The 25,327-nt window shown below is 67.4% G+C and carries 27 protein-coding genes and 1 tRNA gene; 8 read left to right on the forward strand and 20 right to left on the reverse strand.

What is annotated here, in order from left to right; genetic code table 11:
• Positions 1-247: 247 nt before the first annotated feature.
• Positions 248-1,162, reverse strand: coding sequence for an alpha/beta fold hydrolase (locus ACFW3F_RS24130; RefSeq protein ID WP_388062008.1), 915 nt, complete (start codon positions 1,160-1,162; stop codon positions 248-250).
• A 319-nt stretch (positions 1,163-1,481) separates the two neighbouring features.
• Here ACFW3F_RS24130 and ACFW3F_RS24135 point away from each other — a divergent pair, with 319 nt between their 5' ends.
• The 8 genes from ACFW3F_RS24135 to ACFW3F_RS24170 all read left to right on the forward strand — a co-directional run bounded on the left by ACFW3F_RS24135 (position 1,482) and on the right by ACFW3F_RS24170 (position 6,080).
• Positions 1,482-2,051 (forward strand): recombinase family protein, encoded by a 570-nt coding sequence (locus tag ACFW3F_RS24135; protein ID WP_388062059.1) that lies wholly within the window; start codon positions 1,482-1,484, stop codon positions 2,049-2,051.
• Positions 2,048-2,350, forward strand: coding sequence for a hypothetical protein (locus ACFW3F_RS24140; RefSeq protein WP_388062010.1), 303 nt, complete (start codon positions 2,048-2,050; stop codon positions 2,348-2,350). The genes ACFW3F_RS24135 and ACFW3F_RS24140 overlap by 4 nt, the downstream gene beginning before the upstream one ends.
• A 58-nt stretch (positions 2,351-2,408) precedes the next feature.
• The gene (locus ACFW3F_RS24145) at positions 2,409-2,882 is read left to right on the forward strand and encodes a GNAT family N-acetyltransferase (protein WP_388062012.1); all 474 of its coding nucleotides are present in this window, start codon (positions 2,409-2,411) and stop codon (positions 2,880-2,882) included.
• 38 nt (positions 2,883-2,920) lie between these two features.
• Positions 2,921-4,009 carry an ATP-binding protein gene (locus ACFW3F_RS24150; RefSeq protein WP_388062014.1) on the forward strand — a complete coding sequence of 363 codons (1,089 nt, stop codon included), beginning with the start codon at positions 2,921-2,923 and terminating at the stop codon, positions 4,007-4,009.
• A gap of 53 nt (positions 4,010-4,062) precedes the next feature.
• Complete coding sequence (locus ACFW3F_RS24155) at positions 4,063-4,347, forward strand: phage major capsid protein (RefSeq protein WP_388062016.1); 285 nt, start codon at positions 4,063-4,065, stop codon at positions 4,345-4,347.
• Entirely contained in the window at positions 4,332-4,592 is a 261-nt protein-coding gene (locus ACFW3F_RS24160; protein WP_388062018.1) for a hypothetical protein, read from the forward strand. The genes ACFW3F_RS24155 and ACFW3F_RS24160 overlap by 16 nt, the downstream gene beginning before the upstream one ends.
• Positions 4,593-4,664: 72 nt before the next feature.
• A complete protein-coding gene (locus ACFW3F_RS24165; protein WP_388062020.1) occupies positions 4,665-4,922 on the forward strand; it encodes a hypothetical protein in 258 nt (85 codons plus the stop codon).
• Between the two features lie 45 nt (positions 4,923-4,967).
• The gene (locus tag ACFW3F_RS24170) at positions 4,968-6,080 is read left to right on the forward strand and encodes an HNH endonuclease signature motif containing protein (RefSeq protein ID WP_388062022.1); all 1,113 of its coding nucleotides are present in this window, start codon (positions 4,968-4,970) and stop codon (positions 6,078-6,080) included.
• On the opposite strand, the gene ACFW3F_RS24175 is transcribed toward ACFW3F_RS24170, so the two are convergent.
• The 19 genes from ACFW3F_RS24175 to ACFW3F_RS24265 form a co-directional block, all read right to left on the reverse strand.
• A complete protein-coding gene (locus ACFW3F_RS24175) occupies positions 5,984-6,391 on the reverse strand; it encodes a hypothetical protein (protein WP_388062024.1) in 408 nt (135 codons plus the stop codon). The two genes, ACFW3F_RS24170 and ACFW3F_RS24175, sit on opposite strands and share 97 nt — an antisense overlap.
• 148 nt (positions 6,392-6,539) lie before the next feature.
• Positions 6,540-6,613 (reverse strand) — tRNA-Pro (locus ACFW3F_RS24180).
• Positions 6,614-6,763: 150 nt separating this feature from the next.
• On the reverse strand, positions 6,764-7,027 hold the full coding sequence (locus ACFW3F_RS24185) for a GlsB/YeaQ/YmgE family stress response membrane protein (protein WP_388062026.1): 264 nt from the start codon (positions 7,025-7,027) through the stop codon (positions 6,764-6,766).
• Positions 7,028-7,096: 69 nt separating this feature from the next.
• The gene (gene der / locus ACFW3F_RS24190; RefSeq protein ID WP_388062028.1) at positions 7,097-8,536 is read right to left on the reverse strand and encodes a ribosome biogenesis GTPase Der; all 1,440 of its coding nucleotides are present in this window, start codon (positions 8,534-8,536) and stop codon (positions 7,097-7,099) included.
• Positions 8,533-9,246: a (d)CMP kinase gene (cmk, locus tag ACFW3F_RS24195; RefSeq protein WP_388062030.1), complete on the reverse strand. Its 714-nt coding sequence runs from the start codon at positions 9,244-9,246 to the stop codon at positions 8,533-8,535. The genes der and cmk overlap by 4 nt, the downstream gene beginning before the upstream one ends.
• On the reverse strand, positions 9,243-10,178 hold the full coding sequence (locus ACFW3F_RS24200) for a pseudouridine synthase (RefSeq protein WP_388062032.1): 936 nt from the start codon (positions 10,176-10,178) through the stop codon (positions 9,243-9,245). Before ACFW3F_RS24200 ends, cmk begins: the two co-directional genes overlap by 4 nt.
• Before the next feature lie 6 nt (positions 10,179-10,184).
• The gene (scpB, locus tag ACFW3F_RS24205) at positions 10,185-10,943 is read right to left on the reverse strand and encodes an SMC-Scp complex subunit ScpB (protein ID WP_388062034.1); all 759 of its coding nucleotides are present in this window, start codon (positions 10,941-10,943) and stop codon (positions 10,185-10,187) included.
• Positions 10,940-11,758 carry a segregation and condensation protein A gene (locus ACFW3F_RS24210; RefSeq protein WP_388062036.1) on the reverse strand — a complete coding sequence of 273 codons (819 nt, stop codon included), beginning with the start codon at positions 11,756-11,758 and terminating at the stop codon, positions 10,940-10,942. The genes scpB and ACFW3F_RS24210 overlap by 4 nt, the downstream gene beginning before the upstream one ends.
• 191 nt (positions 11,759-11,949) lie before the next feature.
• Positions 11,950-12,897, reverse strand: a complete 948-nt coding sequence (locus ACFW3F_RS24215; protein ID WP_388062038.1) for a ParA family protein — start codon at positions 12,895-12,897, stop codon at positions 11,950-11,952.
• A 159-nt stretch (positions 12,898-13,056) separates the two neighbouring features.
• Positions 13,057-13,977 carry a site-specific tyrosine recombinase XerD gene (gene xerD, locus ACFW3F_RS24220; protein WP_388062061.1) on the reverse strand — a complete coding sequence of 307 codons (921 nt, stop codon included), beginning with the start codon at positions 13,975-13,977 and terminating at the stop codon, positions 13,057-13,059.
• Entirely contained in the window at positions 13,974-14,609 is a 636-nt protein-coding gene (locus tag ACFW3F_RS24225) for an NUDIX domain-containing protein (protein WP_388062040.1), read from the reverse strand. The genes xerD and ACFW3F_RS24225 overlap by 4 nt, the downstream gene beginning before the upstream one ends.
• A gap of 6 nt (positions 14,610-14,615) precedes the next feature.
• Entirely contained in the window at positions 14,616-16,415 is a 1,800-nt protein-coding gene (locus tag ACFW3F_RS24230) for a CTP synthase (RefSeq protein ID WP_388062042.1), read from the reverse strand.
• A 143-nt stretch (positions 16,416-16,558) separates the two neighbouring features.
• A complete protein-coding gene (locus ACFW3F_RS24235) occupies positions 16,559-17,494 on the reverse strand; it encodes a copper transporter (protein WP_388062044.1) in 936 nt (311 codons plus the stop codon).
• 3 nt (positions 17,495-17,497) lie between these two features.
• Positions 17,498-18,685, reverse strand: coding sequence for a putative cytokinetic ring protein SteA (gene steA, locus ACFW3F_RS24240; protein WP_388062046.1), 1,188 nt, complete (start codon positions 18,683-18,685; stop codon positions 17,498-17,500).
• Positions 18,686-18,784: 99 nt separating this feature from the next.
• A complete protein-coding gene (gene recN, locus ACFW3F_RS24245; protein ID WP_388062049.1) occupies positions 18,785-20,539 on the reverse strand; it encodes a DNA repair protein RecN in 1,755 nt (584 codons plus the stop codon).
• Positions 20,540-20,541: 2 nt separating this feature from the next.
• Positions 20,542-21,561, reverse strand: coding sequence for an NAD kinase (locus tag ACFW3F_RS24250; protein ID WP_388062051.1), 1,020 nt, complete (start codon positions 21,559-21,561; stop codon positions 20,542-20,544).
• Between the two features lie 75 nt (positions 21,562-21,636).
• The gene (locus tag ACFW3F_RS24255) at positions 21,637-22,524 is read right to left on the reverse strand and encodes a TlyA family RNA methyltransferase (protein ID WP_388062053.1); all 888 of its coding nucleotides are present in this window, start codon (positions 22,522-22,524) and stop codon (positions 21,637-21,639) included.
• A gap of 55 nt (positions 22,525-22,579) precedes the next feature.
• On the reverse strand, positions 22,580-22,870 hold the full coding sequence (locus tag ACFW3F_RS24260; protein ID WP_388062055.1) for a hypothetical protein: 291 nt from the start codon (positions 22,868-22,870) through the stop codon (positions 22,580-22,582).
• Positions 22,871-22,881: 11 nt separating this feature from the next.
• Positions 22,882-25,104: an HAD-IIA family hydrolase gene (locus ACFW3F_RS24265; RefSeq protein ID WP_388062057.1), complete on the reverse strand. Its 2,223-nt coding sequence runs from the start codon at positions 25,102-25,104 to the stop codon at positions 22,882-22,884.
• Positions 25,105-25,327: the final 223 nt, after the last annotated feature.

Below are 25,327 nucleotides of genomic sequence, written 5' to 3' on the forward strand. Positions count from 1 at the left end.
GGTGTGAGGAGCGCAAGCGACGAGCCACGAAGGGCTCGGTGAGACACGTTGCGAGACCCTTCGTGGCTCGCTTCGCTCGCACCTCAGGGAGCATGGACCGACGTCGCAAGCTCGCACCTCAGGGAGCATGGACCGACGCTCGCAAGCTCGCTCCTCAGAGAGCACAGACCGACGCTCGCAAGCTCGCTCCTCAGAGAGCGGAGTCCTTTCGACGCCCACCATGCCTCGGGGCCGCACCTCGAGCGCGCTACGACGGTGACGCCGCTCTCAGATGTTTGTCGACCAACGACTGCAGTCGCGCCGCGTCGGATCCGAGCCACATCGACAAGTGCGTCCCTTCGTCGATCGCCTCGAGGCGAGCACCAGTCACCTGGTCCACGGCGTGGACACTCTGCCCGAACGGCACGTCGGCGTCGGTTCGCGCGTGGATTGCCAGGACCGGTGCGGTGATCGCCGCGAGCGGTAGGTCGAGGTCGCGGAATTGGTCGAAGTCATTGTCGAAGCCGGCTTTTCGGGCACCCGAGACCGTGTCGAACAGATCGATCGCGAACGCGCGTTGCTCGTCGTCGGCGACGATGTCCGCGGTGAGTGCCCGGATCTGTGCGCGCGACAGGTCGCCTTCCCCGGACAGGATCGTCGAGATCGCTGTCGACGGCGCCTTGGCGGCGAGCGTCGTCGCCAGCCACTGACCGAAGCGGCTGAACAGCAGCTTCTCCTCGGACAGTTCGAGTCGTCCGCGCAAGCTGCTCCGCGGGTCGAAACGAGTGCTGACCGCGGCGACCGCGACCATCGACACGACGCGGTCGGGTACCGCAGCGGCGAGCGAGTAGGCGGCGGGTCCGCCGCCAGACCAGCACATCAGCGCGAAACGCCCGATCCCCAGGGCGTCCAGGACAGCCGCGATCAGCTCCGCCTGCGCCGTCGGTGAGCGGGTGTCGGGTCCGAGGGGTGTGCCCAGGTAACCCGGCCGTGAGATCGCGATGACGCGGTGCCCGCCGGCGAGGAAGCCAGTCATGAGGACGCCCTGGTCGCAGCCGCCCGGTGACCCGTGCAGGAACACCAGCGGCGGACCGGTCCCGACGTCGACGTACTCCGCCGGCCCGGACGGCGTCTCGACGAGGCGCGGTCCCGAGGAGTGGGCGTCCGGGTATGCGAGTGACATCAGCGAGCCTCCACCTCCGACTACGGATGGAGCGACGGTAGCGCCAGTGCGAGTCGCTCGCGGGAGAGTGGGCGAAACAGCGCGAAGAGACGACGCGATGCCATCGGCCCTCCGTCTCGCGGGCAGCCCCTGACAGTGAATCCCGACCGCCCGTGACCCACCCTTCTCGGACGTTTACGAGACTTTTTTGCGACTTTCGAGAAGGAACAACGTTGCATCCTCGTTCGTCTCGAAACTACCATCGCGTGGCGTGGCTCCTGTTTCAATACTTTTGAGATACGCTGCCACGGTGACAGCCGAAGCAACAGAGTCGTCGGGGATGGCCCTCGGCTACGCCCGTGACACCCCCGGTGCCCACGCGCTCGCGCCACAGATCGATGCGCTCACCGACGCCGGTGTAGATCCCGGTCGCATCTACACCGACGCGACCGACCGCTCCACTCCCACCGGCCACCGACCCGGGATGTCGGCGCTCCTCGACTACGCGCGTGCGGGAGACACCACGGTCGTCGTCGGGATCGATCGCCTCGGCCGCACCGTGCGCGAGGTCATGGACATCGCCAATCAGATGACCGGGCGCCGTATCGGATTGCGTTCGCTGCGGGAGGGGATCGACACCGCCGACCCGGCCGGAGCGATGATCGTCTCGGTCTTGGCGTCCCTGGCCGAACTCGACGACACCACGGCGCCCACCGACCGCTCGACCCCGAGGACGCTTCGCGGATCGGCGTCGGCCATCGGTCGCCCGCGGGCGCTCGACGCCGAGCAGGTCGCGCGCGCCGAGCAGATGCGGGCGCGAGGGGTCTCCGTACCGAAGATCGCGCAAGAACTGGGGGTCAGTCGTGCCACCCTGTACCGCACGTTGGCCGAAAGGCGTTCGGTCCGTTGAAAAATCCCGATTCCGACCTGCCCGAACTCGACATCGTCACCGAGCACGGCGTCGTCACGCGGCTACCCACGTCGTTCCCGATCTACGACGCCGAACTCGACGAACACCTCGACCCAGACCTGTTCCAGCAGGGCTTCCTCGATGCCGTAGCCGACCTCGGTGCCCTTCCGGCCCCGTGGGCGCGACAACTCGCGTCGTCGACACTCGCCTGCCCACCCCACCCCGACGACGAGGAACCCAGCTACACCCGCGGGTATCGCGCCGCCCTCTACGGGCACCTGCGGCACGCGCCCTCGTGATCTCCTGCCTCATACCGACCCGTCGGACGGGGACGGTCATCGTCGTTAAGGTGGGACCGTGGACCTCCACGACTCCGCCCGGTTGGCGACGCCGGCAGACGCAGAAGCAATAGCCGAACTGCTGGACGCGTTCAATCGCGAGTACGACGAACCGTCTCCCGGTCCGACGGTGCTGGCTCTACGCCTGAACCAGTTACTCACCGGCCCAGGCACTTTCGCCATCGTGGTCGGCGCTCCGATCTCGTCGATGGGGCTGGTCACCATCAGGACCAACGTCTGGCTCGACGGCGGCATCGCCTTGCTCGACGAGATGTACACGGTGCCTGCGGAGCGGGGGCGCGGTCTGGGCAGCGCGGTGCTCACCGCCGCCGTCGCCGAGGCGACACGACGCGGAGCGGGCGAGTTCGAGATCGAGGTCGACGAGCCCGATGTCGACGCTCACCGCTTCTATGCCCGGCACGGATTCCCGGTACGAGACCCCGCCACGGGCGACCGGGCTTTCGTACTACGCACGGAGTTGACCAGCTCGTAAGTCCGATGGGATGCCGTCCGTGCCAGTAAGGTACGGACGTGGTTCACCTGACAGTGGGAAGCAATCGCGACAACGCGACGACCGACGTCCTCCTCGCCGCGGAGAAGTTCAACCGCCACACCTTCTGGTGCGGCCAGAGCGGATCCGGCAAGACGTACGCGCTCGGGGTGGTGCTCGAGCAGTTGTTGCTGCGCACCCGTCTGCCGTTGCTGATCCTCGATCCGAACGCGGATTTCACTCGATTGCCGGAGACACGAGGCACCACCGACCCCGCCACCGCCGAGGCGATCGCGGCCGCCGACATCCGGGTGCTGCATTCCACCCGACGGGACGGACCGCAATTGCGGACGCGATTCCTCTCCCTCCCCCTGGCCGCGAAGGCCGCGGTCCTGCAATTGGATCCGATCGCCGACGCCGACGAGTACAACGTCCTGCTGCACGCCGACGCCACACTCACCGAGACGTCGGACCAAACCACCTACCTCGACGCTCTCCGCAGGTCCAATGATCCCGGACACCAGCGGCTCGCCAAGCGGATCGAGAATCTCCAGGTCCTCGACTGGGCGCTCTGGGCGCGCGGCGACATTGCCGCCACCGACATCGTCGACGACCGGCCCCAGGCGACCGTGCTCGACCTGGGCGGGTTCGCCCATCCGGCGGAACCGAAGGTGGCCGCCCTCAGTGTGCTCGAACACCTGTGGGCACGGCGGGACGAGCGACGCCCCGTACTCATCGTGATCGACGAGGCCCACAACATCTGTCCGCCGCTGGCCACGAGTGCAGTCGAACAGGCACTGATCGATCGCGTCGTGCAGATCGCCGCCGAGGGACGCAAATTCGGCCTCTGGCTGCTGCTGTCGACGCAACGACCGACCAAGATCCACCCCAATGTCCTGTCCCAATGCGACAACCTGTGCCTGATGCGGATGAACGCGCCGCGAGATCTCGCCGAACTCGCCGACACTTTCGGGTTTGTGCCCGAACATCTGCTGGCGGAGTCACCGGGATTCCGTCAGGGCGAGGCACTCTTCGCCGGCGGGTTCATCCCAGCGCCCACATACACGCAGATGGGCGCCCGGATCACCGAAGAGGGCGGCGCCGATGTCGCGGTGCCGTTGACCGTCTAGGCGCCGAGAATTCCTACCCGGCCGCAGAGCGACCGCCGGGTCTCCAGCGGTTCGTGGCCGACGAACTCGTCTACGGCCTGAACAAGGCAGCGGAGACCCAGGCCCTGTCCGGTGACGGAACCGGCGAGAACCTGACCGGAATCCTCACCACCTCGGGAATCCAGGTCCAGACGTCCGAGACCTCGGCCATCGTGTCGATCCGAAAGGCCCTGACCGAGGCTGAAGCCGCGGGATACGCGCCCACAGTCGCCGTTCTGCGCCCGGAAATCTGGGAGGAGATCGAACTCACCGTCACCTCGGCCGACGCCTTGCCTTCCGCGGCGTGCCCATCGACCTGACCGAACGTAAGGTTCGGGGACTGCGCGTAGTCCTCTCCACGGCCCTGCCCGTCAAGACGGGCCTGGTCCTGGACCCGACCGCGGTGTCGATTGACATCGTCGGCCGACGAATCGATATCGAGTGGTCGGCCGAGTCCGGCGAACTGTTCCAGCGCAACCAACTCCAGGCCCGCGTGGAAGGCCGATTCGGACTGTCCGTTTATTGGCCCTCGGCCATCTATCGAGTGGCGACGGCTGCGGCGTAACGCGTCATGTCCCCGACGCCTACCTCTAGGCGTCGGGGTCGCTTGCGCCCGATGGGGTGGCAGGATCTCCCCATGGGACAGCACCGCAAACGCGTTCAGCTCGCAATCGACGGGACCGACATCACCGTGTCGATCTTTCCGGAGAGTGGAGAGGTTCGCGTCACCTCTGCCCAACAAATCCTTAGCCACAAGTCCGACGGACAGGCGCGTGAGTCCGGTTTCACCGTGGTGGTAAAGCCAGACGGGCCGAACGACATGGGCCGGGAACGCGACAACCGGGCGAATTACAGAGTGACGACGGACCTGGAAATCTTGCCAGTGAATCGTTGAACCAGGTGCGCCCGATCGACATTGCTGCTCGTAACATCAGGCCCCATGACGATCACTGTGACGGCGCGAAAACTGTTGTGGGGTAGATCCGGAAGTCGGTGCGCATATCCATCGTGTAGGACCGAGCTCGCCCACACGTCTGACCTCACGGGGTCGTCGGTAATTCTGGGTGAAGAAGCGCATATCGTGGCCCGGAGTGAAGACGGTCCCCGGGGCAAGGAACCTTTTGAAGGGGATCGCGACAGCTACGAGAACCTGATTCTCATGTGCCCGACCCATCACACGCTGATCGACTCCGTGGAAGAGGACTACCCGGCCGCGTCTCTGAGTCAAATGAAGACCGACCAAGAGACGTGGGTGCAAGAGTCACTGGGGCTAGACCGTGAGCGGCTCGCCATCGAACTGCGCTGGGCGAAGATTGTGGATCAGTTCGGCGCGCAGATCGATCTCGGACGATGGGACCGGACTATCGGGTCCCTGGCCTACGAGGTTGAACCTATTCTCTCGGAGGCACTGGTCAGCCAGCTTCGGGACTTGTGCCACTGGATTCAGGTCCGGCCTTGGCCGCCGGGTAACGAAACCGTGCGTGACTCACTGGTCGGACTCGCACGTGTTCTGACCGACTTGCTAGACCGATTCATGCTCGACGCAGAGCCCATTAATTATGGTGAGAGCGCCGGGAGGCTCAGGTATCCCCGCTGGTACAGAATTGACGAATGGAACCCAGAGCTTTATAGCCGCCTTCTCCAAGATTACAAGGACGCCAGGCGTCTCGTGGATGAGCTGGTCTACGAAGCAACTCGGCATCTCAACTGGTTAATGGATGCTGTGCGTCAATGTGTAGACGCCGAGTACCGGGAGGACGACGGGTACGTCTACCTGATCGCTGACGGGTCAGTGGACGGAGACCGCACGTTGGTTCCACGCTTTGGGGATACAGACGTCACGGACGGCCGCCCCTACAAGGGTCTGCGCGAATTTCTGCTACCCGTGATCTGCGGGACCCCAGCGCCTACCCAGACGAGGAGTAGATATAGGTGGGGTCAGGGGTTCGAGTCCCCTTATCGTCTGTCGGTGTCGAAATGCTGGCCAAAAGGATCGTCCACACCACTACGCGAGACTTCAATCGCTCGAAGCATCGCACCATTCGGACCGTAAATCGTCACCCGAACTGGCGGGTCGGCAGAATCATCCGAATCGCGCCCTGACGACCCAGAATCATCCGCGCGAAGATCCTGTTGGTGACGGCGCACACGATCACGCGCCCAGTCGATCGCTGCGGTGGCCGCCGCCTTGATCACATCGTAAGTAACCCCCAAAGCAATGCTTCCCAGGAGGAACACGGCAACCGTTTCAAGACCGAAGCCCATTCCTCCGGGCTCTCGGAAGTACACAGCCTCGGTCTCAAGCTTCTCTGAGCGGAAGTAGGCCGGGATCTCGTCGATCATGGCCATCTGCTCGGGCGTCATGTAGTCAACCCGGCCCAGGATCTCCACACGGACCGCGCCGAGGGCACCAGTCTCCGGCCACTACTGTGACCTCCCAAAGACGACGGCCCGCAATTGCACGACTATTGCACAAACACGAATGACCAGCACATAAGCGCTGGTCATTGCGTCGGGCTGACAGGATTTGAACCTGCGACCACTTGACCCCCAGTCAAGTGCGCTACCAAACTGCGCCACAGCCCGTTGCTCCCTGGAGAAGCGGAGCGATGTAAAGCCTAGCCGACGAGCACGGTCCCGAACCAATCGCCTGGTCAGGCGGCGTTTCGGTGCGCGGCGACAGGTGTCGCGAAACGTTGCGATCGGCGCAACGATTCGCGACTTCGACTGCCGGGGCTAGACCGTGGAACGCTTCTTGAACCAGATCCACCCGGCGGTCACCAGGACGGCACCCACGAGGGAGCCGATGATGCCGCTGGGACGGAGGTGGAGTCCGTCCCCGGAGAGCAGGCTGATGAGCAGTCCACCGACGAACGAGCCGACGAGTCCGGCCACCAGGGCGAGACCCCAGTCGACTGTTCGAAGGTTCTTGCCGCCGAGGAGGATCTGCGCGAGGGCACCGATGACCATGCCGAAAACGATGATTGCCAGGATGAGCACGAGACGCAGTATCTCACAGCGGGTGTCGCGGACCACAGACGCACGACACATCCACCTGCCGGCAGGGTGTCAGCGCTTGCGGCGTTGCTCCCGCTTGTCGCGGACGCGAACGTTGACCCGGACCGGCGATCCGTCGAAGTTGAACTCCTCGCGCAGGCGCCGCTCGAGGAATCGGCGGTACCCCGCCTCGAGGAAGCCGGTGGTGAACAGCACGAAGGTCGGCGGCCGGACCGAGGCCTGCGTCGCGAACATGACGCGCGGCTGCCGGCCACCGCGCAGCGGCGGCGGGTTGGCGGCGATGACGTCCTTGAGCCAGCTGTTCAACGGTCCGGTCGAGATGCGCTTGTCCCACGAGTCGAGCGCGGCTTCCAGTGCGGGCACCAGCTTCTGGACGGCCCGGCCGGTCGAGGCCGAGATGTTCACCCGACGCGCCCACGGCACGCGTGCCAGTTCGCGGTCGATCTCCTTGTCCAGCTGGTATCGACGATCCTCGTCGACGAGATCCCACTTGTTGAAGGCGATCACGAGCGCGCGGCCGCTCTCGATGATCAGCGACAGCACCCGCAGGTCCTGCTCGGTGATCGGTTCCGACGCGTCGATCAGCAGGATCGCCACCTCAGCGGCGTCGAGCGCCGACCGCGTTCGCAGCGATGCGTAGTACTCGTGTCCGCTCGCGGTCCGCACCTTGCGACGCAGGCCGGCGGTGTCGACGAAATTCCAGGTCTTGCCGCCGAGCTCGACGAGTTCGTCGACCGGGTCGACGGTCGTCCCGGCGACGTTGTCGACCACCGACCGCTCGCTGCCGGACAGCTTGTTCAGCAGCGAACTCTTGCCCACATTCGGCTTGCCCACCAACGCGACACGACGCGGACCGCCGAGAGTCGGTGCCTCACGCGGGGTTTCGGGCAGCTTGTCCAGGATGACGTCGAGCAGGTCGCCGGCACCGCGACCGTGCGCGGCCGACACCGGATGCGGCTCGCCGAGCCCCAGCGACCAGAGCGAGGCGGTCTCGGCCTCGAGCCGCTCACTGTCGACCTTGTTGGCGCACAGGATGACCGGGGTCTTCGAGCGCCGCAACACCCGTGCGACGGCCTCGTCGGTCGTGGTCGCGCCGACCGTGGCGTCGACCACGACGACGATGGCGTCCGCGGTGCGCATGGCCAATTCGGCCTGGGCGGCCACGGCCTGTTGCAGCCCCTTGGCGTCGGGTTCCCAACCGCCGGTGTCGACGACGGTGAAGCGGCGTCCCGACCACGAGGCCGCATACGAGACGCGGTCACGGGTCACACCGGGGATGTCCTCGACCACGGCTTCCCGACGGCCCAGGATGCGGTTGACGAGTGTCGACTTGCCGACGTTGGGCCGTCCGACGATCGCCACCACCGGCATGTGCTCGACGCCGGACGCGTCGTCGGCGCCCCCGACATCGGTCAGTTGCCAATCGGATTCGTCCGACCACGTGCCGTCGCCGGGTAGCGCCGTTAGGTCGTCCGAGTAGTTGTCGCTCACCGTTCCACAGCTCCGATCCGGGTCTCCACGAGAGTGCTCAGTTCCTCTAGCACCTCGTCGAGAGTCTTGTCACTGGTGTCGACGACGGTCGCGTCGTCGGCCGCGCGCAGCGGCGAGACCTTGCGCGTCGAGTCGAGATGATCGCGCCGGTTCACACTCGCCAGCACCGCGTCGTAGTCGCTGTCGCGCCCACCGGCCAGGTTCTGCTTGTGTCGCCGTTCGGCGCGGGCCTCGGGCGTCGCGGTGAGGAAGATCTTGACGTCGGCTTCGGGGAACACCACGGTGCCGATGTCGCGACCCTCCACGACCACGAACCGGCCCTGCGCATTCTGCTGTTGCAGCGCAACCAGTTTCGTACGCACCTCGGACACCGCCGACACGGCCGACACGGCGCTCGTGACGTGGTCGGTCCGAATCGGGCCGGAGACGTCACGGCCGTCGAGGAAGACCTTGGCGCCGTCCCCGTCCGGGACCAGCTCGATGTCGACGCCGGCGATCACTCGGGCGATCCCGGCCGGATCATCCAGCGCGACACCCGCATCGAGGACAGCGAGGGTCACCGCGCGGTACATCGCACCGGTGTCGAGGTAGCTGGCCCCGACTCTCGCCGCGAGAAGCTTCGACACCGACGATTTGCCCGTTCCGGCCGGTCCGTCGATGGCAACGACATGCGTGGTTTCACCGGCGGACGAGGACACCCCGTCGCTCACAGACCGACCGCTTTGTACAGGCCACCGACCTCGTCGCTGCCCAGGACACGCAGGCTGCCCGGACGCTGTTCGCCCAGCGCCACCGAACCGACATGTGTGCGAACCAGTTTGACGACCGGGTAGCCGACCTCGTCCATCATCCGCCGAACCACGCGATTGCGGCCTTCGTGCAGGGTGATCCGCACCAGCGACTGCCCCTCGTGGACCTCGATCACGGTGAACCTGTCGACCGTCACCGGGCCGTCGTCGAGTTCGACACCCTCCCGCATCCGCCGCGCGATGCCGCGCGGCACCTCGCCCTTGAGGGTCGCGAGGTAGGTCTTGGGCACCTCGAAGGACGGATGCATCAACCGGTGCGCGAGTTCACCGTCGTTGGTCAGCAGCAGCAGCCCCTCGGTGTCGGCGTCGAGGCGGCCGACGTGGAACAGACGCTGCCCCGCCATGACGCGCTCGGCGACCACGTCGCCGACGCAGGGGCGGCCCTGATCGTCGGACATCGTCGACTGCCAGCCCTTGGGCTTGTTGAACGCCAGGTACTGCCGGGTCTCGTCCATGATCACGCGGGCACCGTCGACGCGGATGATCGCGGTATCCGGATCGATGCGCAGGCCCTGCTCGGTGACGATCTCGCCGTCCACCTCGACACGACCGGCCGCGATCAGCTCTTCGGCGCCGCGTCGCGACGCGACACCCGCCTGAGCGAGCACCTTCTGCAACCGGACACCGTCCTCGACGTAGTTTGCGCCGGCGCCCTGGTCCGGAGTGGCGGGCGTCTGGTGGCGCGCCGGTCGCGCGTTGTTCAGCCGGACCTTGCCCACTTCGGCGTTCGGCTTCGACGACCCCTTGCGATGGGTCTTCTTGGTTCGCGGCTGTTGTGCGGGCGCGCCCTTACGGCGTTTTCCCGGTGAGCCATCTCGGCCAGCGGATGCCATGTTCTCTCAGTCCTGTGAGTCGGTGGTGGTGCCACCGTCGATGATCAGTTCCTTCGAGTCTGACGGTTGAGAGGACAGTTTGGCGAATCGGGGATCCGCCAGCAGCTCCTCGTCGAGGTCGTCGATGAGGTCGACGTCGGGCAGCAGCGGTGCCAGATCGGGAAGTTCCGACAGGGACGCCAGCCCGAGGCGCTCCAGGAACAGCTCGGTGGTGGCATAGGTCGTCGCGTTCGTGGTCGCTTCGCTGCCGACCTCGCTGATCAGCCCGCGTGCGACGAGGGTCCGGATCACGCCGTCGACGTTGACGCCGCGGATGGCACTGACCCGTGCCCGGGTGACCGGCTGCCGGTAGGCGATGACCGCCAGGGTTTCCAGAGCCGCACGGGTGAGCTTCGACCGTGCACCGTCGAGCAGCAGCCGCTCGACGTACGGGGCGTAGTCCGCTCGGGTGTAGAAGCGCCAGCCGTCGCCGGCGAATCGGAGGTCGATGCCGCTGCCCGACGCCGTCAGCTGCGACGACATCGCATTGAGCGTCTCACGGACACGCGTCCGGTCCTGGTCGACGGCGTGCGCGAGCTCCTCGGTGGTGACCGGGGTGTCGACGACGAGTAGTACCGCCTCCAGGGCGGCGCGCAGCCGGTCGTCGTCGAGGTGCTCCCCTTCTCCGTGGAGCGCGGTCTGCTCGGGTTCGACCGGTCCCGGATCTGCCCCTTCGGGTGCCCTGGTCGGGTCGAGCTCATCGACGTCGGGTGCCTGGTCTGTCATCCGTAGTCCTCTGCTTTGTCGATGTGCAGCTCGTCGGCACCACGTTCGCCCGTCCACATGACCGCGAGATCGCCGAGCGCCACCGGTTGCTCGAAGGTGACGGCCCGTTCGCGGAACAGCTCGAGCAGTCCGAGGAAGCTGCCGACGATCTCCAGCCCGTTCTCGCAGTCCGCGGTCAGTTCGCGGAAGGTCAGCCATCGGCCGGGTTCGGCACTGAGCAGCGATGCCATCCGACGCGCCTGGCCGGGCACCGACACCTTCTGCACGTCGTGCAGGTGGTCGAGTCCGACGGTCGGCACCGGACGCGGGGTCAGCCCGGCCGCGGCAACCTGCGCGAAGCCGTCGGCGTCGACGCCGAGGGTCACCTCCGGCAGCAGATCCTCGAATCGCTTCTCCAGCGACACCGCCCGGGGGTAGCGCTGCAGGGCGGCGGCCTCGAGCTCGCCGAACAGCGCGGCCACCTGCTTGTAGGCGCGGTATTGCAGCAGTCGGGCGAACAACAGGTCCCGCGCCTCGAGAAGTGCGAGGTCCTCGGGGTCGTCGACCTCACCGGACGGCAGCAGGCGAGCCGCTTTGAGATCGAGCAACGTCGCGGCGACGACGAGGAACTCGGTCGTCTGGTCGAGCCCCATCTCCGGACCGAGTTCGCGCGTGTAGGCGATGAAGTCGTCGGTCACCACGTGCAAGGCGACCTCGGTCACGTCGAGGCGATGCTGCGAGATCAGGTTCAGCAACAGGTCGAATGGACCCTCGAAGTTGCGCAGTTTCACCCGGAAGCCGGACTCCTCGGCGACCTCGGGTGACGTCTCCCCCATCGGTGGGGTCGGCTCGGGCCCAGAAGGATCGGGCGCAGAAAGATCGGGCCCAGAAAGATCGGGCCCAGAAAGATCGGGCCCAGAAAGATCGGACGCAGAAGGATCGGGCCCAGAAAGATGGGGCGCAGCATGGTCCCGCGCCGTGGTGTCGGGAACGGCGGGTTCGGGTGTCGCCTGGTCCGTGCCGAGCGTCATGCGCCTTTGACGTTACGGGCGATGACCTCGCGCGCGAGCGCCCGGTACGCCTTTGCGCCGGCCGACCGCGGCGCCCAGGAGGTGATCGGTTCCCCGGCGACACTGGTCTCCGGGAAGCGGACCGTGCGGGCGATCACGGTGTCGTACACGGCTTCGCCGAACACCTCGACGACGCGCGCCATCACCTCGCGCGAATGCAGGGTGCGGGCGTCGAACATGGTCACCAGGATGCCGCCGAGGTCGAGGCGTGGGTTGAGCCGATCGCGCACCTTGTTGATCGTGTCGGTGAGCAGCGCCAGTCCGCGGAGGCTGAAGTACTCGCACTCCATCGGGATGAGCACGGTGTCGGAGCAGGCCAGAGCGTTGACGGTGAGCAGACCCAGCGACGGCTGACAGTCGATGAGAACGACGTCGTAGCGATCGAGCACCGGATGCAGAGCGCGGCCGAGCGACTGTTCGCGGCCCACCTCGGTGACCAGTTGGATCTCCGCGGCAGACAGGTCGATGTTGCTGGGCAGCAGATCGAGACCGTCGACGCGGGTGCGCATCAGGACCTCGTCGGTCGCCACCTGCGGCGGTACCAGCAGGTTGTAGACGGTCTGGTCCAGCTCGTGGTGCGGCACACCGAGTCCCGCGGACAACGCACCCTGCGGGTCGAGGTCGACGAGCAACACCCGACGACCATATTCGGCAAGCGCCGCACCGAGATTGATGGTCGACGTGGTCTTGCCGACGCCGCCCTTCTGGTTGCAGACCGCGATCACCGTGGCAGGTCCGTGGCGGTCGAGCGGAGTCGGCTCGGGCACGTCACGGTAGGGGCGTCCGGTGGGACCGATCTCGTCGACATCGTGCTCGGCTTCTTCGGTGTCGTTTCCGGGCGACACCTGGATGCTGTACTGATCTCCCGGACGGGCGCCAGAACGCGGTGCGCTCGGAGTGGTCACGTGTCCGCCGCTCCCTTCGCTGTTCTCAGCCGCTCGTCTGTGTCGCCGTTGTCGCGGTGCCTGCTGCCGGCCGTCTGCCCGCCGGCTGCTGAACCTCGTATCAGCCTAGGACATCGGCCCGGTCATCCCGGCGTCGGCGCGCCCGAGGTGAGCCGACGGTCAGCGCGCCCGCGGATGGGCGACGGCATAGACCTCGCGCATCGTGTTCACCGTCACGAGCGTGTACACCTGCGTGGTCGTGACCGACGCGTGTCCCAGCAATTCCTGGACCACGCGGACATCGGCGCCGCCGTCGAGGAGGTGCGTCGCGAAACTGTGCCGGAGTGTGTGGGGCGAGACCGACTTGTCGAGGCCGGCGCGTTCTGCTGCGGTGACGAGTACCTGCCAGGCACTCTGCCGTGACAACCGCCCACCGCGCGCATTCAGGAACAGAGCTGGTGTCGCCCGCGACACCAGCGCGGGTCGCCCGCGGACGAGGTAGGCCTCGAGCGCGTCGACGGCGGGTCCACCGAGCGGCACGAGACGTTCTTTGCCGCCCTTGCCCCGCAAGCGGACCGCTCGCATGTCGTCGAGATCCAGGTCGTCGATGTCGAGCGAGGTGGCCTCGGAGATCCGCGCACCGCAGCTGTAGAGGAACTCCAACAGCGCGCGGTCCCGCAGCCCGCGCGGGTGGTCCTCGACCCCGGCTGCGTCGAGGATCGCGAGGACCTCGTCGACGGGCAGGGACTTCGGTAGGCGCCGTGCGGCGCGAGGCGGCCGGACATCGTGTGCGACGTCGGTCGCCACGATCCCTTCGTCCACCGCGAACTTGTGAAAACGCCTGGTGGCAACAAGAGTTCGCGCGATCGAGCTGTCGGCGAGCGGCGCGAACCCCGCGTCGGTGTCACCTCGACGCAACTCCACCAGGAACTCGCGGATGTCTTCCTCGGTCACCGCGTCGAGCGAGGAGATCCCCCGCCGGTCGAGATATCGCCGGTACCGCTCGAGGTCGCGCCGGTACGACGACACCGTGTTGACCGCCGCACCCCGCTCCACCGTCAGGTGATCGAGGTAGCGCGAGATGTCGGCGGCCAGGGTCACGACCGGCGGCCCCGGTCGTCGGCTCGCCGGTTCCGTAGCGCGGTCGGTTCGTCCGGCCACGCGGCGTCCACACCGCGCAGGCCGGGCGTCGATCCGTGGGCGGCGGCCGCGGCCAGGATCCCGGCGACGCTCGTCGCGTTGACGATCTCCCCCGCGAACACCTGTGCGACGGCGTCGTCGAGTGGCACCCATTCGACCGACATGTCGGCTTCCTCGTCGACCCGCTCGGCCGCGTCGAGATGGTGCAACCCCTCGGCGAGATACAGCCGCAGCGCCTCGTCGGTGAAGCCGGGTGACAGCGCGAGGTCGACGAGGACGTGCCACGAGTCGGCGGCGAGATCGGCTTCCTCGGCCAGCTCGCGCTGCGCCGCAGCGAGGGGTTCCTCGTCGGGCTGATCCAACAACCCTGCGGGCAGCTCGAGCAGGCGGCGGCCGATCGGGTGGCGATACTGGCGCACCATCGCCACCCGCCCGGCGTCGTCGCGCGCCAGGATGGCGACGGCCCCGAAATGCTCGACGACCTCGCGCTCGGCGACGCGTCCCCCCGGCATCTCGACGTCGTCGACCCGCAGGGTGATGATCGCGCCGTCGTAGACGGTGCGGCTGTCCTTGACCTCGAAGTCGTGGCCCACGACGGGTCAGACCTTGCCTGCGGAGTCGTCGAGCGTTGCCTCGCCGAGTCCGGCCACCGGTTCCACCGTGACCGCGTTGACGGCGGCCACCGCATCCGCGGGGGCGTCGTTCGACTCGTAGTCGTCGCCCAGGTCGACGGGGAGACGTTCGGCCGCCTTGTACTTCAGCGCGGCCTCGATGAACGAACGGAACAGCGGATGCGGACGGGTCGGACGGCTCTTGAGCTCCGGATGGGCTTGAGTGGCAACAAGATACGGATGAACCGACTTGGGGTACTCGACGAATTCGACGAGGTGCCCGTCTGGCGAGGTACCCGAGAACACGAGCCCCGAGTCGGCGATCTTGTCGCGGTAGGCGTTGTTGACCTCGAACCGGTGGCGGTGACGCTCGGACACCTCACGCGTTCCGTATGCCTCGGCGACGACGGACCCGGCCTTCAGCACGGCATCGTAGGCACCCAGGCGCATGGTGCCACCGAGGTCGGCATCGCCGGCCACGGCGTCGGCCTGATCGGCCATGGTCGAGATCACCGGATGCGGCGTGTCGGGATCGAACTCGGTCGAACTCGCCTCGTCGAGCCCGACCGTCCGAGCCGCTTCGATGACCACACACTGCAGTCCGAGACACAGACCGAGCAGCGGGATACCGCGTCGACGTGCATAGGAGATGGCCCCGACCTTGCCCTCGATCCCGCGGATGCCGAAGCCGCCGGGGATCAGGATCGCGTCGACGTCGCCGAGCGCAGCCTGCGCGCCTGCGGGAGTGGCGCATTCGTCCGACGGCACCCACTTGATCTCGGTGCGCGCCTTCCAGGCGAAGCCGCCGGCGCGGATGGCCTCGGTCACCGACAGGTAGGCGTCGGGCAGGTCGACATATTTGCCGACCAGCGCGACACGGACGGTCTCGCGCGGCTCGTGCACGCGGCGCAGGAGTTCGCCCCACACCGTCCAGTCGACGTCACGGAACGGCAGGCCGAGCTTGCGGACCACGTAGGCGTCGAGGTGCTCGCTGTGGAGCACCTTCGGGATGTCGTAGATCGACGGCGCATCGGGGGTGGAGATCACGCCGTCGAGCTCGACGTCACACATGAGCGCGATCTTCTTCTTGAGCCCTTCGGGCACGTCGCGATCGCAGCGCAGGATGAGGGCGTCGGGCTGGATACCGACGTTGCGCAGCGCGGCGACCGAGTGCTGGGTCGGTTTGGTCTTCAATTCACCCGACGGTGCGAGGTACGGCACGAGCGAGACGTGCAGGAAGAAAACGTTGTCGCGACCGACGTCGTGGCGCACCTGTCGCGCGGCCTCGATGAACGGCAGGGACTCGATGTCGCCCACCGTGCCGCCGATCTCGGTGATGACCACGTCGGGCACCTCACCATCGGCGTCGGGCTCGGCCATCGCCAGCACTCGCGACTTGAGTTCGTCGGTGATGTGCGGGATGACCTGAACGGTCTCGCCGAGATACTCGCCGCGGCGCTCCTTGGCGATGACCGTCGAATAGACCTGTCCCGTGGTCACATTCGCCGACTGTGAGAGATTCCGGTCCAGGAATCGTTCGTAGTGTCCGACGTCGAGATCGGTTTCGGCGCCGTCCTCGGTGACGAACACCTCTCCGTGCTGGAAGGGGTTCATCGTGCCCGGATCTACGTTCAGATAGGGATCGAGCTTCTGCATCGTGACCCGGAGGCCCCGCGAGGTGAGAAGCTGTCCCAGGCTGGAGGCCGTCAGGCCCTTGCCCAGCGAAGAAGCGACGCCACCGGTCACAAAGATGTGCTTGGTGTCGTGTACATGGCGAAGTGGTCGCAAAAGAAGTGTCTCCCGTCGGCCGAATCGGGGCCGATGCCCTGATTACCTACGGGACTCCAGGGTAACACCACCGGCGCCGGACGCCGCACCGCCACACCGCCGACAGGCGTGGCGGTCCTCACGCGAAGGCGACAACCGCCTTCTCAGGCAGCCGGTCGTCCGTCGACGCCGACGGTGATCGCGCTCGCCCCGGCACCGGTGCCGTATGAGCCCGTCGTCCCGTCCACCTCGGCGGCCAGGGCCAGGATGGTCGTGATGAGGCCAGTCGGCTGGTCGACGTTGTCGACGGTCGAGACCGCGTTGGCCAGCGACGGATCCGAGCGGACGATGGCGATCGGCGACCCGCCCGAGGCGGAACCGGTGCGGCCGACGAGTACACCGCCGACCCCGCGCGCCGACATCGCGGCGGCGAACCGCCCGACGAGCGCGCCCTGCGCACCGGAGTCCGGGCCGAACTCGTCGCCGGTGACCACGACGACCAGATCGGTCGGCGTGATGGCGTTGTCCGCGTAATCGATGAACCCTCCGTCGCGCAGGGTCCCCAGACCCGTCCGACGGTCACCGGACGACGCCGGGCGCGCCGTCTCGTTGGAGAGCACGAGAGCGCCCAGCAGATCACCGACGCGGCCGCCGGAGTCGGTCAGCTCGGCGCGGAGCATCGTGCCCGGCGGGATGGTCTGATCGACGATCGTCCGCAACTCCTCGGATTTGCCGTCGGAGAGCAGAGCGTCGGTCAACGCGAGCTGTCCGCCGAATCGTGCCCCGGCACCCGAGATCGACTCCTTCACCGCGTCGACGTCGGCCTCCGCGGCGTTCGGTGCGGTCACCACCAGCACCGACTGTCCCTTGAGCTTGTTCGCGATCAGTCGCGGCGTGATGGCGAGATCGAAGCTGTTGGAGGCGTTGAGCTTTGCGTTCAGATCGTCACGCTCGGTCTCCAGGTCGCCGATGCGGTCGCGACTCGTGCCGGTCATCGAGTTGACGCGGTCACCGACGAAACCCGACCCCAGGAACAGTCCCAGAGCGAGCGCGAGGAAGACCGCGACCAGTGAGATCGCGTGCTGTCGTAGCGAGATCATCGGCTACCTGTTCCAAACCTCTCGTGCCCAGTCGAGCAGCGCATTCCACTGCAGGACGATCCAGTCGGTGATGTCGGTGCCCGCGTTCGACAACAGCACGGCCGCGATCACGGCCACCAGCGCCGCGAGCACGACACACGCGATGGCCGCTCCCGAGACCCGGCTGCGGTAGAGCGTGGCGACGGCTTTGGCGTCGACCAGTTTCTGGCCGACCTTGAGCCGCGTCAGGAACATCGACGGGTTGCTCTCCCGGCGCGACCGGTCGAAGAAGTCGTCGAGTGACCCGGGATAGCCGACGGTGACGATCAGATCGGCCCCGTGGTAGTCGGTGAGCAGCAGCGCGAGGTCGCCGGCCGAACCGGCGGCCGGGAACGTGGTGGCCCCGATCCCGAGGTCCTGAATCCGCTCGAGCCCGGTGGCGTGTCCATCGGTGTCTGCCGGAAGCACGAGCTGCGCACCGGATTTCAGGGTCGCGGTCTTCATGGTGTCGGGGTCGCCGACGACGATCGACGGCTTGTAGCCGGCCTTCATGAGGGTGTCCGCGCCTGCGCCGACGCCCACCATGACAGGTTGGTATTCCTTGATGAACGGCTTCAGGGAACGCAGATCGGCAGCCCGGTCGGAACCTTCGCCCACGATCACGACGTGGCGACCCGCGACGTCGACGTCGATGTCCGGCACACCGACTCCGTCGATCAGGAGCGGCGACTCGCTGCGGATGAACTCGATCGTGTTGCCCGAGAACGCCTCGAGATGGTCGACGAGACCGGCCTTGGCACCGATCATGATGTCGGCGATGTCGCGCTCGTCGAGCTCGGTGCCGAGGGCGAGTCGTCGTTCGCCGACGAACAGCCGGTCGTTGTGGACGCGCACCTTCGCGCCGTCCTTGACCCTCTTGAAGATCTCCGGACCGACGTCGTCGAGCAGCGCGATGCCGGAGGCCACCAGAACCTCGGGCCCGAGGTTGGGGTAGCGGCCGGTGATCGACCGCGAGGCGTTGACCACGGCAACCACGTTGGCCTCGACGAGGGCGTCGGCGGTCACGCGGTCGAGATCGACCTCGTCGAGGATGGCGATGTCTCCCGGCCCGACGCGATTGAGCAGCCGTTTCGTGTTCTTGTCGATTCTGGCGATACCGGTCACGCCAGGCAGTTCTTCGGTGTTACGCGCGAGCAGTGCAGGCATCTTCATGACGGCCATGATCAGCCGAAGGCACGCCCCAGCCGGGGAGGCGCGCCGTAACAGGAGCAACTTTTGTCACACACGCACCATGTGTCTCACCCCTCGGAGTCAGTCGGCGGCGCGTTCCGCCTCGGCGATCGCCAGCAGCTCCTCCGCATGGGCGCGCCCGGTGTCGGACTCCCCCAGACCCGCGAGCATGCGGGCCAACTCGGCGACCCGCTCGTCCCGATCGAGCGTGCGCACGCTGCTGGTGACCAGCGCCCCCTTCTTGCTCTTGCCGATGACCAGATGGTTGTCGGCGAAGGCCGCCACCTGCGGGAGGTGGGTCACCACGATGACCTGATGCGCGCGGGCCAGCCTCGACAACCGCTTACCGATCTCGACCGCTGCTCGTCCGCCGACGCCGGCGTCGACCTCGTCGAACACCATCACCGATCCCGAGGTGGGTGCGGCGAGCACCACTTCGAGTGCCAGCATCACCCGCGACAGTTCGCCGCCCGACGCCGACTTCGCGATGGGCAGCGGTGTGGCGCCGGAATGGGCGACGAGAGCGAACTCGACTTTGTCCGCTCCGTCAGCCCCGGCGTGCGCCGACGTGCCCGCGACGCTGACGGCGAGCCGATCGTCGGGTGAGGCCGGATCCGGATTGACCGCAACCGCGAGTGTCGAGTCACCCATCGCGAGCCCCTTCAGCTCGCGAGACACCTTGTCCGCCATCGACTTCGCAGCCTTCGCGCGCAGGGTGTGAAGCTTCTCGGCCGCGGCCTGCACCTTGTCCCGGGCGGCTGTCGCGGCGACTTCGAGCTCCTCGATCGATGCCCGTGGGTCCTCGATCTCTGCCAACCGGGTCTCCGCTTTACGGCGCCACTCGATCACGCCGTCGACGTCGGGCGCGTACTTGCGGACAAGAGTCTTCAACTCCGCCTGACGGGCGAGCAGCTTGTCGAGTTCCTCGGCGTCGGCGGGCAGACCCGAGGTGAACGCAGTCAGCTCGGCACCGACGTCGGTGATGACGGTGAGCGCCTCGGCGACGCGCGGCACGAGGTCTCGCAATGTGTCGTCGGCGACGGTCTCGAGCAGCGTCCGCACTGTTCCGAGGCCCTCGATCACCGACGACCCGGAATCGCCTGCGACGACTTGATGCGCATGTTCGGCAGCTCCGCGGATGGACTCCAGGTCGGAGAGCCGACGGATCGTCGCGGTCAGCTCCTCGTCCTCCCCGGGCACCGGATCGACGGCGGCGATCTCGTCGATGCCGAACCTCAGCCGGTCGGCCTCCTGCGCCAGCTCCCGATAGTTGGCGCGTCGGGCATCGAGCTCGTCGAGTATCTCGACCCAGGCCGACCGCGCCTTCCGGTACGACTCCAGCACCGAGGCGGCCTTGGCGCCGGCGAAGGTGTCGAGCGCGGCGCGTTGGTGTTCGGGTCGGAGGAGCCGCAATTGGTCGTTCTGTCCGTGGATGGCCAGGACCGCGGTGGTGAGCTGTCCCATGACGCCGACGGGAACCGACCGTCCGCCCAGATGTGCGCGGGAGCGCCCGTCGGAGCTGACCGATCGGACCGCGATGACGGTGTCGTCGTCATCGAGCTCTGCCCCGGTGGAGTCCAGGATGTCGGCGACGACGGAATCGCGCTGCGCGCCACCGTTCTTCGCGAGCCGGAATCGGCCTTCGACGGTCGCCTTGGCACTACCGGTGCGGACGCGCGTCGCGTCAGCCCGTGCGCCCGACAACAGGTGCAGGCTGGTGACGATCATCGTCTTTCCTGCCCCGGTTTCGCCGGTGAGGACCGTGAACCCGGGATGGAAGCGCGCCCGCGCCTCCTCGATGACACCCAGTCCGGTGATCGAGATCTCTTCGAGCACGCCTACGCCTGCCTCCCTCGCCAACCCGTGACCGGGAGAGCGAATTTGGTGACCAGTCGGTCGGCGAACGGATCGGAGTCGATCCGGATCCACCGCACCGACCGCTCGCTGCGTACGACCTCCACCCGCGCCCCGGCCGGTACCTCGAGCGCACGCCGGCCGTCGCACAGCGCCAATGCCGACCGGCCGTTCTTGTCGACTTCCACCGCAACCCGGGATCGCGGACTCGTGACCATCGGCCGGGCGAACAGCGCGTGTGCGTTGTTCGGCACGACGAGGATCGCCTCGAGATCGGGCCACATCACCGGCCCGCCGGCCGAGAACGCGTAGGCCGTCGACCCGGTCGGTGTCGACACCAGCACGCCGTCGGCGCCGAAAGCCGAGACCGGCCGTCCGTCGACCTCGGTCACCAGTTCGAGGACGCCGTTGTTGCTCGTGTTCAGGACCGCTACCTCGTTGAGCGCCCAGCTACGCGCCGTCGGCGGATCCGGGTCGGCCGGGTCCACGATGGCGATGTCGAGGGTCATCCGCGGTTCGATGCGGTAGTCCCGGGCGATCAGCTGGGTCATGACCTCGTCCACACGATGCGCCTCGGCCTCGGCGAGGAATCCGATGTGACCGAGGTTGATACCGAGGACGGGGACCTCCGCGGGGTAGGCCAGCTCTGCGGCCCGGAGGAAGGTGCCGTCGCCCCCCAGGACGATGACGAGCTCGCAGCCCTCGGCCGACGCGGACTCGGCCGTGGTGACCTCGACGACGGCTCCGAGGGACCGCAGATACTCGGGATCGACGGGTACGTTGCGCGGGCCGGCCGACTCGCCCTCGGTGTGCCGGTACAACACATCGTGATCAGTGGCGTCACGGTCGAGGGTGTCGTGGTCGACCACCCGCAGGGCGACGTCTGCGGCAGCACAGTGGCGCGCGATCGCCTCGATGGTCTCGAGGACGTTCTCGCGTCCGGAGTGGGCAACCACCAAGAACTCGCGGGCACCGGCGAGGTCCGGCGCCGAATCGTCGGTCACTGGTGGTTCCCTCCATCGAAGTGCGGTCTGGGAAGAAGGCGGTCGGGTGATCGGCCACGCCACCGAGCCGGGCGATCAGCGCGGACCCGCGGCGACCGCTTGCTCGATCATGGCTCGGAGTTCGTCCGGGGATTCGGTGCGGCGATCCGGATCGGTCGAGTCCGACCGGTCGACCCTATCGCTCCGCCCCGACTCCTCGCCCGTCCGGTGGGTGCGCTCGTTGTGCAGCCAGAGAAAGAACTCGACGTTGCCCGACGGTCCGGGCAACGGGCTCGCCACCACGCCCCGGGTCCGGAGACCGTGAGCGGCGGCCTCGGTGGCCACCTCCAGTACCGCTTGGGCGCGCAGGGCCGGGTCGCGGACCACACCGCCCGAACCCACCCGGTCCTTGCCGACCTCGAACTGCGGCTTGACCATCGGCAGCAGGTCGGCGTCCGGCGCACAGCAGCGAGCCAGCGCGGGGAGAACCAGCGCCAGAGAGATGAACGACAGATCGGCGACCACGACGTCGACCGGCCCCCCGATGGACTCGGGCTCGAGATGTCGGACGTTGGTCCGATCATGGACGACCACGCGATCGTCGTTCTGCAACCGCCAGATCAGCTGCCCATAGCCGACATCGGCGGCGACGACCTCACGGGCGCCGCGCCGGAGCAGGACATCGGTGAATCCACCGGTCGATGCACCGGCGTCGAGGCAACGGCGTCCCTCGACTGTCAGGCCCTGTGGTTCGAACGCCTCGAGGGCACCGAGCAGTTTGTGCGCCCCGCGGGACGCCCAGTCGTCTCGCGGCCCCTCGTCGACGACGATGGGGGTGTCGCGGGTGACGCCCGTGGCCGCCTTGGACGCCACGGTTCCGTTCACCCGGACCGAACCGGCGTCGACGAGTTCACGCGCCTGCTCGCGCGAGCGGGCGAGACCGCGGCGGACGAGTTCGGCATCGAGGCGTGCTCTGGCGGCCATGATCAGTACCGCTCGCCGGTCGGCGACGCCGCCGGCATGCACTTCCGCGTCGACGTCATCGCCGGTCGACGGCGTCGAGGGCCGCGGTCAGCGAGTCATGGGCCTGCTCGAGGAGTCCCGCCTGACGTTCGAGTGCTGCCAGGGAGAACGTGTCGCCCACCGACTCACGGATCTCGTCGACCTGCGCGAGCACCGCGGTGACCTCGGCCTCCACATCGGGCAACTCGCCGCCCGCTTCAGCCGCGCCGAAACCGTCGGCAACCGGGTCGAATTGCCGACGCGGCATCGCACCCGGCGTGGGCCGGGACGGTCCTGGGTCAGCCGGTGAGGCGGTCGGGTGAGTCATCGTGCACCACGCTAGTCGACGACTGTGACACCGAGGGATTCGAGCTTGGTCCTCGCCGTCCCCTCCGCGACGACCCGCAACTCGTCCGGATCGGCCGCTGCGGCGTCGACCGCGGCCCAGGTGGCGGCGGCGAGAGCGGGCACCAACCCCGCCTCTGCTCCCGAGCCGGCGACCCGCACCGTCGACCCCTCGACCGAGATGTCCCACCCCGGTTGGTCGGTCACCCGTACGGCCTCGATGTCGACGAACAGGCCGGCGAGATCGTCGAGGACATATGTCGGGCGTTGCTCGGGCGGAGCCGCCAACAGATCGTCGACGGTACTCACACCTGTCAGTACCAGCGCGCTCTCGATTCCGACGGCATGTCCGCCTTCGATGTCGGTGTCGAGCCGGTCCCCGACGACCAGCGGCGCACTGGCACGGGCACGCGCGATCGCATCGGCCATCAACGGAGCGGCCGGCTTGCCCGCCACGATGGGCTCTCTACCCGTCGCATTGCGCAGCGCGGCCACCATCGAGCCGTTCCCGACCAGCAGGCCGCGCTCGGACGGCAGGGTGGCGTCGATGTTCGTCGCGATCCACAGCGCACCGGCGCGGATGGCGAGCGCGGCCTCCGACAGCTGCGCCCAACCGGTGTCCGGCGAGTGCCCCTGGATCACCGCGGCCGGCCGATCGTCGGCGCTGCGTGTCACCCCGACGCCGACCTCGCGCACCTCTTGCGCGAGCCCATCGGTACCGATCACCAGGGCGCGCGATCCCGGCTCGAGATGTTCGGACAGCAGTCGAGCTCCCGACTGCGCACTCGTGACCACCAGGTCGTCGCTGGCCTCGAAACCGAGCTCGCGCAGATGCGCGGCCACCTCGGCGGGCCGCCTACTCGCATTGTTGGTCACGAAGAACCGCGGTATGTCCAATCGCGCAAGCGCCTCGAGCGCGTTCGGCAACGCCTGGTGGCCGGCGAACACGGTGCCGTCCAGATCGAGGAGAAGTGCGTCATGACGGTCGACGAGGGTGACGGTGTCGTCAGGCTCATCGATCTGGGGCTCATCAACGGCGGGCTCATCCGACGGCGATTCATCCAAGGCGACCAAGGGATTCGGTACACCTTCCACGACCGTCGACTCGGAGACGACCGTATCGGCCGACCGACCCTGCGCCTCGTCACCGCGGAGTGAGAGGCCTTCGTCGGCAGAGGCGGCTGTTTCGGCCGGGTTCGAGGTCTGCGAGAGGTCGGCGGTACCCGGAACGGACTCCATGCTCACCGACGTCGTGCTCTCGATCACCGTGCTCTCGGACGCGATGGTGTCAGTCGCCGAGGCAGGTACATCTGCCTCCAGGACAGACTCGACGTCCTGTCCGACGGCAGCCGGCTCCGACGGCGACTCTGCGCCGACGGCCGCAACCGCGCCGTTCGACGGCAGGCCTGCATCCGATCGATCGTCGTCAGCCAACTCGGTGAGACGGAACTCGGCATCGGTCACGTCGTCGACGTCGGCAGCGGCGGCGTTCATGAACCACGTGATCGCGTCGTCCCGGCGACCGGCCGCCTCGAGGGCGGAGGCGTACGCATAGAACAGCCGAGCCGGACCCGTGCCGAGCTGCCCCGGTGTGAGGTTCTCGGCCTGCAGGGTCACAACGGCCTTCTCGGGCTCGCCGAGGTCCATCCGCGCCCCCGCTTCGACGATCCGCATCTCGGTGGCGTCCTCGCCCGTCAGCGTCCGTCCCTCGTCACCTCGTGCGATTTCGACGGCACGTTCGGGGCGTCCGAGCCCGCGTTCGCAGTCCGCGATGAGCGGCAGCAGGGCAGCATTGCCGGTGATGCGCTTGGCGGCTCGCAGTTCCGTGGCCGACTCCTGCCATTCGCCGGCGTTGTACGCGGCGATGCCGACGGTCTCCCGCACGACCCCCACTCGAGACGCACGGGCGCGGGCTGCGCGCGCATGCTCCAGCGCCTGCGCGGGATCGTCGAGGAGGATGCGCGACACCATCACCAAGTGTCGCGCGACGATCTCGGCATTGGCCTTGTCGAGCGTCAACAGGTCACGACGCACCTCGGGATCGAGGTCCGATGCCGCAACGTCGTCGGGCAGCGGCGGCCCGGGCTGCCGGCTACCACGATCAGACCCTCGGTCACGCCCCGGACGCTCGTTGCGGCCGCCTCGACCGCCGTCTCGCTGTCCACGTGTGTCCCGTTGGCCGCGTCCCTCGCGACGCGGACGATCACGATCACTCATAGCTGCCAATCTATGCCCTCGAACCTTGCTCGGAAGCGCCGCCCGGCGATGACGCCAGGACGGCGGACACACAACAAAGACCCCGCATTCGACGAAAAAGATTCATCGAATACGGGGCCTTTCTGAAGTTGTGTTCGGCGGTGTCCTACTCTCCCACACTGATTAGGGTGCAGTACCATTGGCGCTGGAGGGCTTAGCTTCCGGGTTCGGAATGGAGCCGGGC

The sequence above is a fragment of the Gordonia sp. NPDC058843 genome (genome assembly GCF_042743165.1).
In the GTDB taxonomy this organism is placed as follows: domain Bacteria; phylum Actinomycetota; class Actinomycetes; order Mycobacteriales; family Mycobacteriaceae; genus Gordonia.

Coding starts and splice junctions, on each gene's coding strand:
- scpB (WP_388062034.1), bottom strand. CDS start 10,943: ATGACAGACCAGGCACCCGACGTCGATGAGCTCGACCCGACCAGGGCA.
- ACFW3F_RS24210 (WP_388062036.1), bottom strand. CDS start 11,758: ATGGGGGAGACGTCACCCGAGGTCGCCGAGGAGTCCGGCTTCCGGGTG.
- ACFW3F_RS24255 (WP_388062053.1), bottom strand. CDS start 22,524: ATGGCCGCCAGAGCACGCCTCGATGCCGAACTCGTCCGCCGCGGTCTC.
- ACFW3F_RS24200 (WP_388062032.1), bottom strand. CDS start 10,178: ATGGCATCCGCTGGCCGAGATGGCTCACCGGGAAAACGCCGTAAGGGC.
- ACFW3F_RS24265 (WP_388062057.1), bottom strand. CDS start 25,104: ATGAGTGATCGTGATCGTCCGCGTCGCGAGGGACGCGGCCAACGGGAC.
- ACFW3F_RS24130 (WP_388062008.1), bottom strand. CDS start 1,162: ATGTCACTCGCATACCCGGACGCCCACTCCTCGGGACCGCGCCTCGTC.
- ACFW3F_RS24170 (WP_388062022.1), top strand. CDS start 4,968: ATGACGATCACTGTGACGGCGCGAAAACTGTTGTGGGGTAGATCCGGA.
- ACFW3F_RS24135 (WP_388062059.1), top strand. CDS start 1,482: ATGGCCCTCGGCTACGCCCGTGACACCCCCGGTGCCCACGCGCTCGCG.
- ACFW3F_RS24165 (WP_388062020.1), top strand. CDS start 4,665: ATGGGACAGCACCGCAAACGCGTTCAGCTCGCAATCGACGGGACCGAC.
- ACFW3F_RS24235 (WP_388062044.1), bottom strand. CDS start 17,494: ATGATCTCGCTACGACAGCACGCGATCTCACTGGTCGCGGTCTTCCTC.
- ACFW3F_RS24260 (WP_388062055.1), bottom strand. CDS start 22,870: ATGACTCACCCGACCGCCTCACCGGCTGACCCAGGACCGTCCCGGCCC.
- steA (WP_388062046.1), bottom strand. CDS start 18,685: ATGAAGATGCCTGCACTGCTCGCGCGTAACACCGAAGAACTGCCTGGC.
- ACFW3F_RS24175 (WP_388062024.1), bottom strand. CDS start 6,391: ATGACGCCCGAGCAGATGGCCATGATCGACGAGATCCCGGCCTACTTC.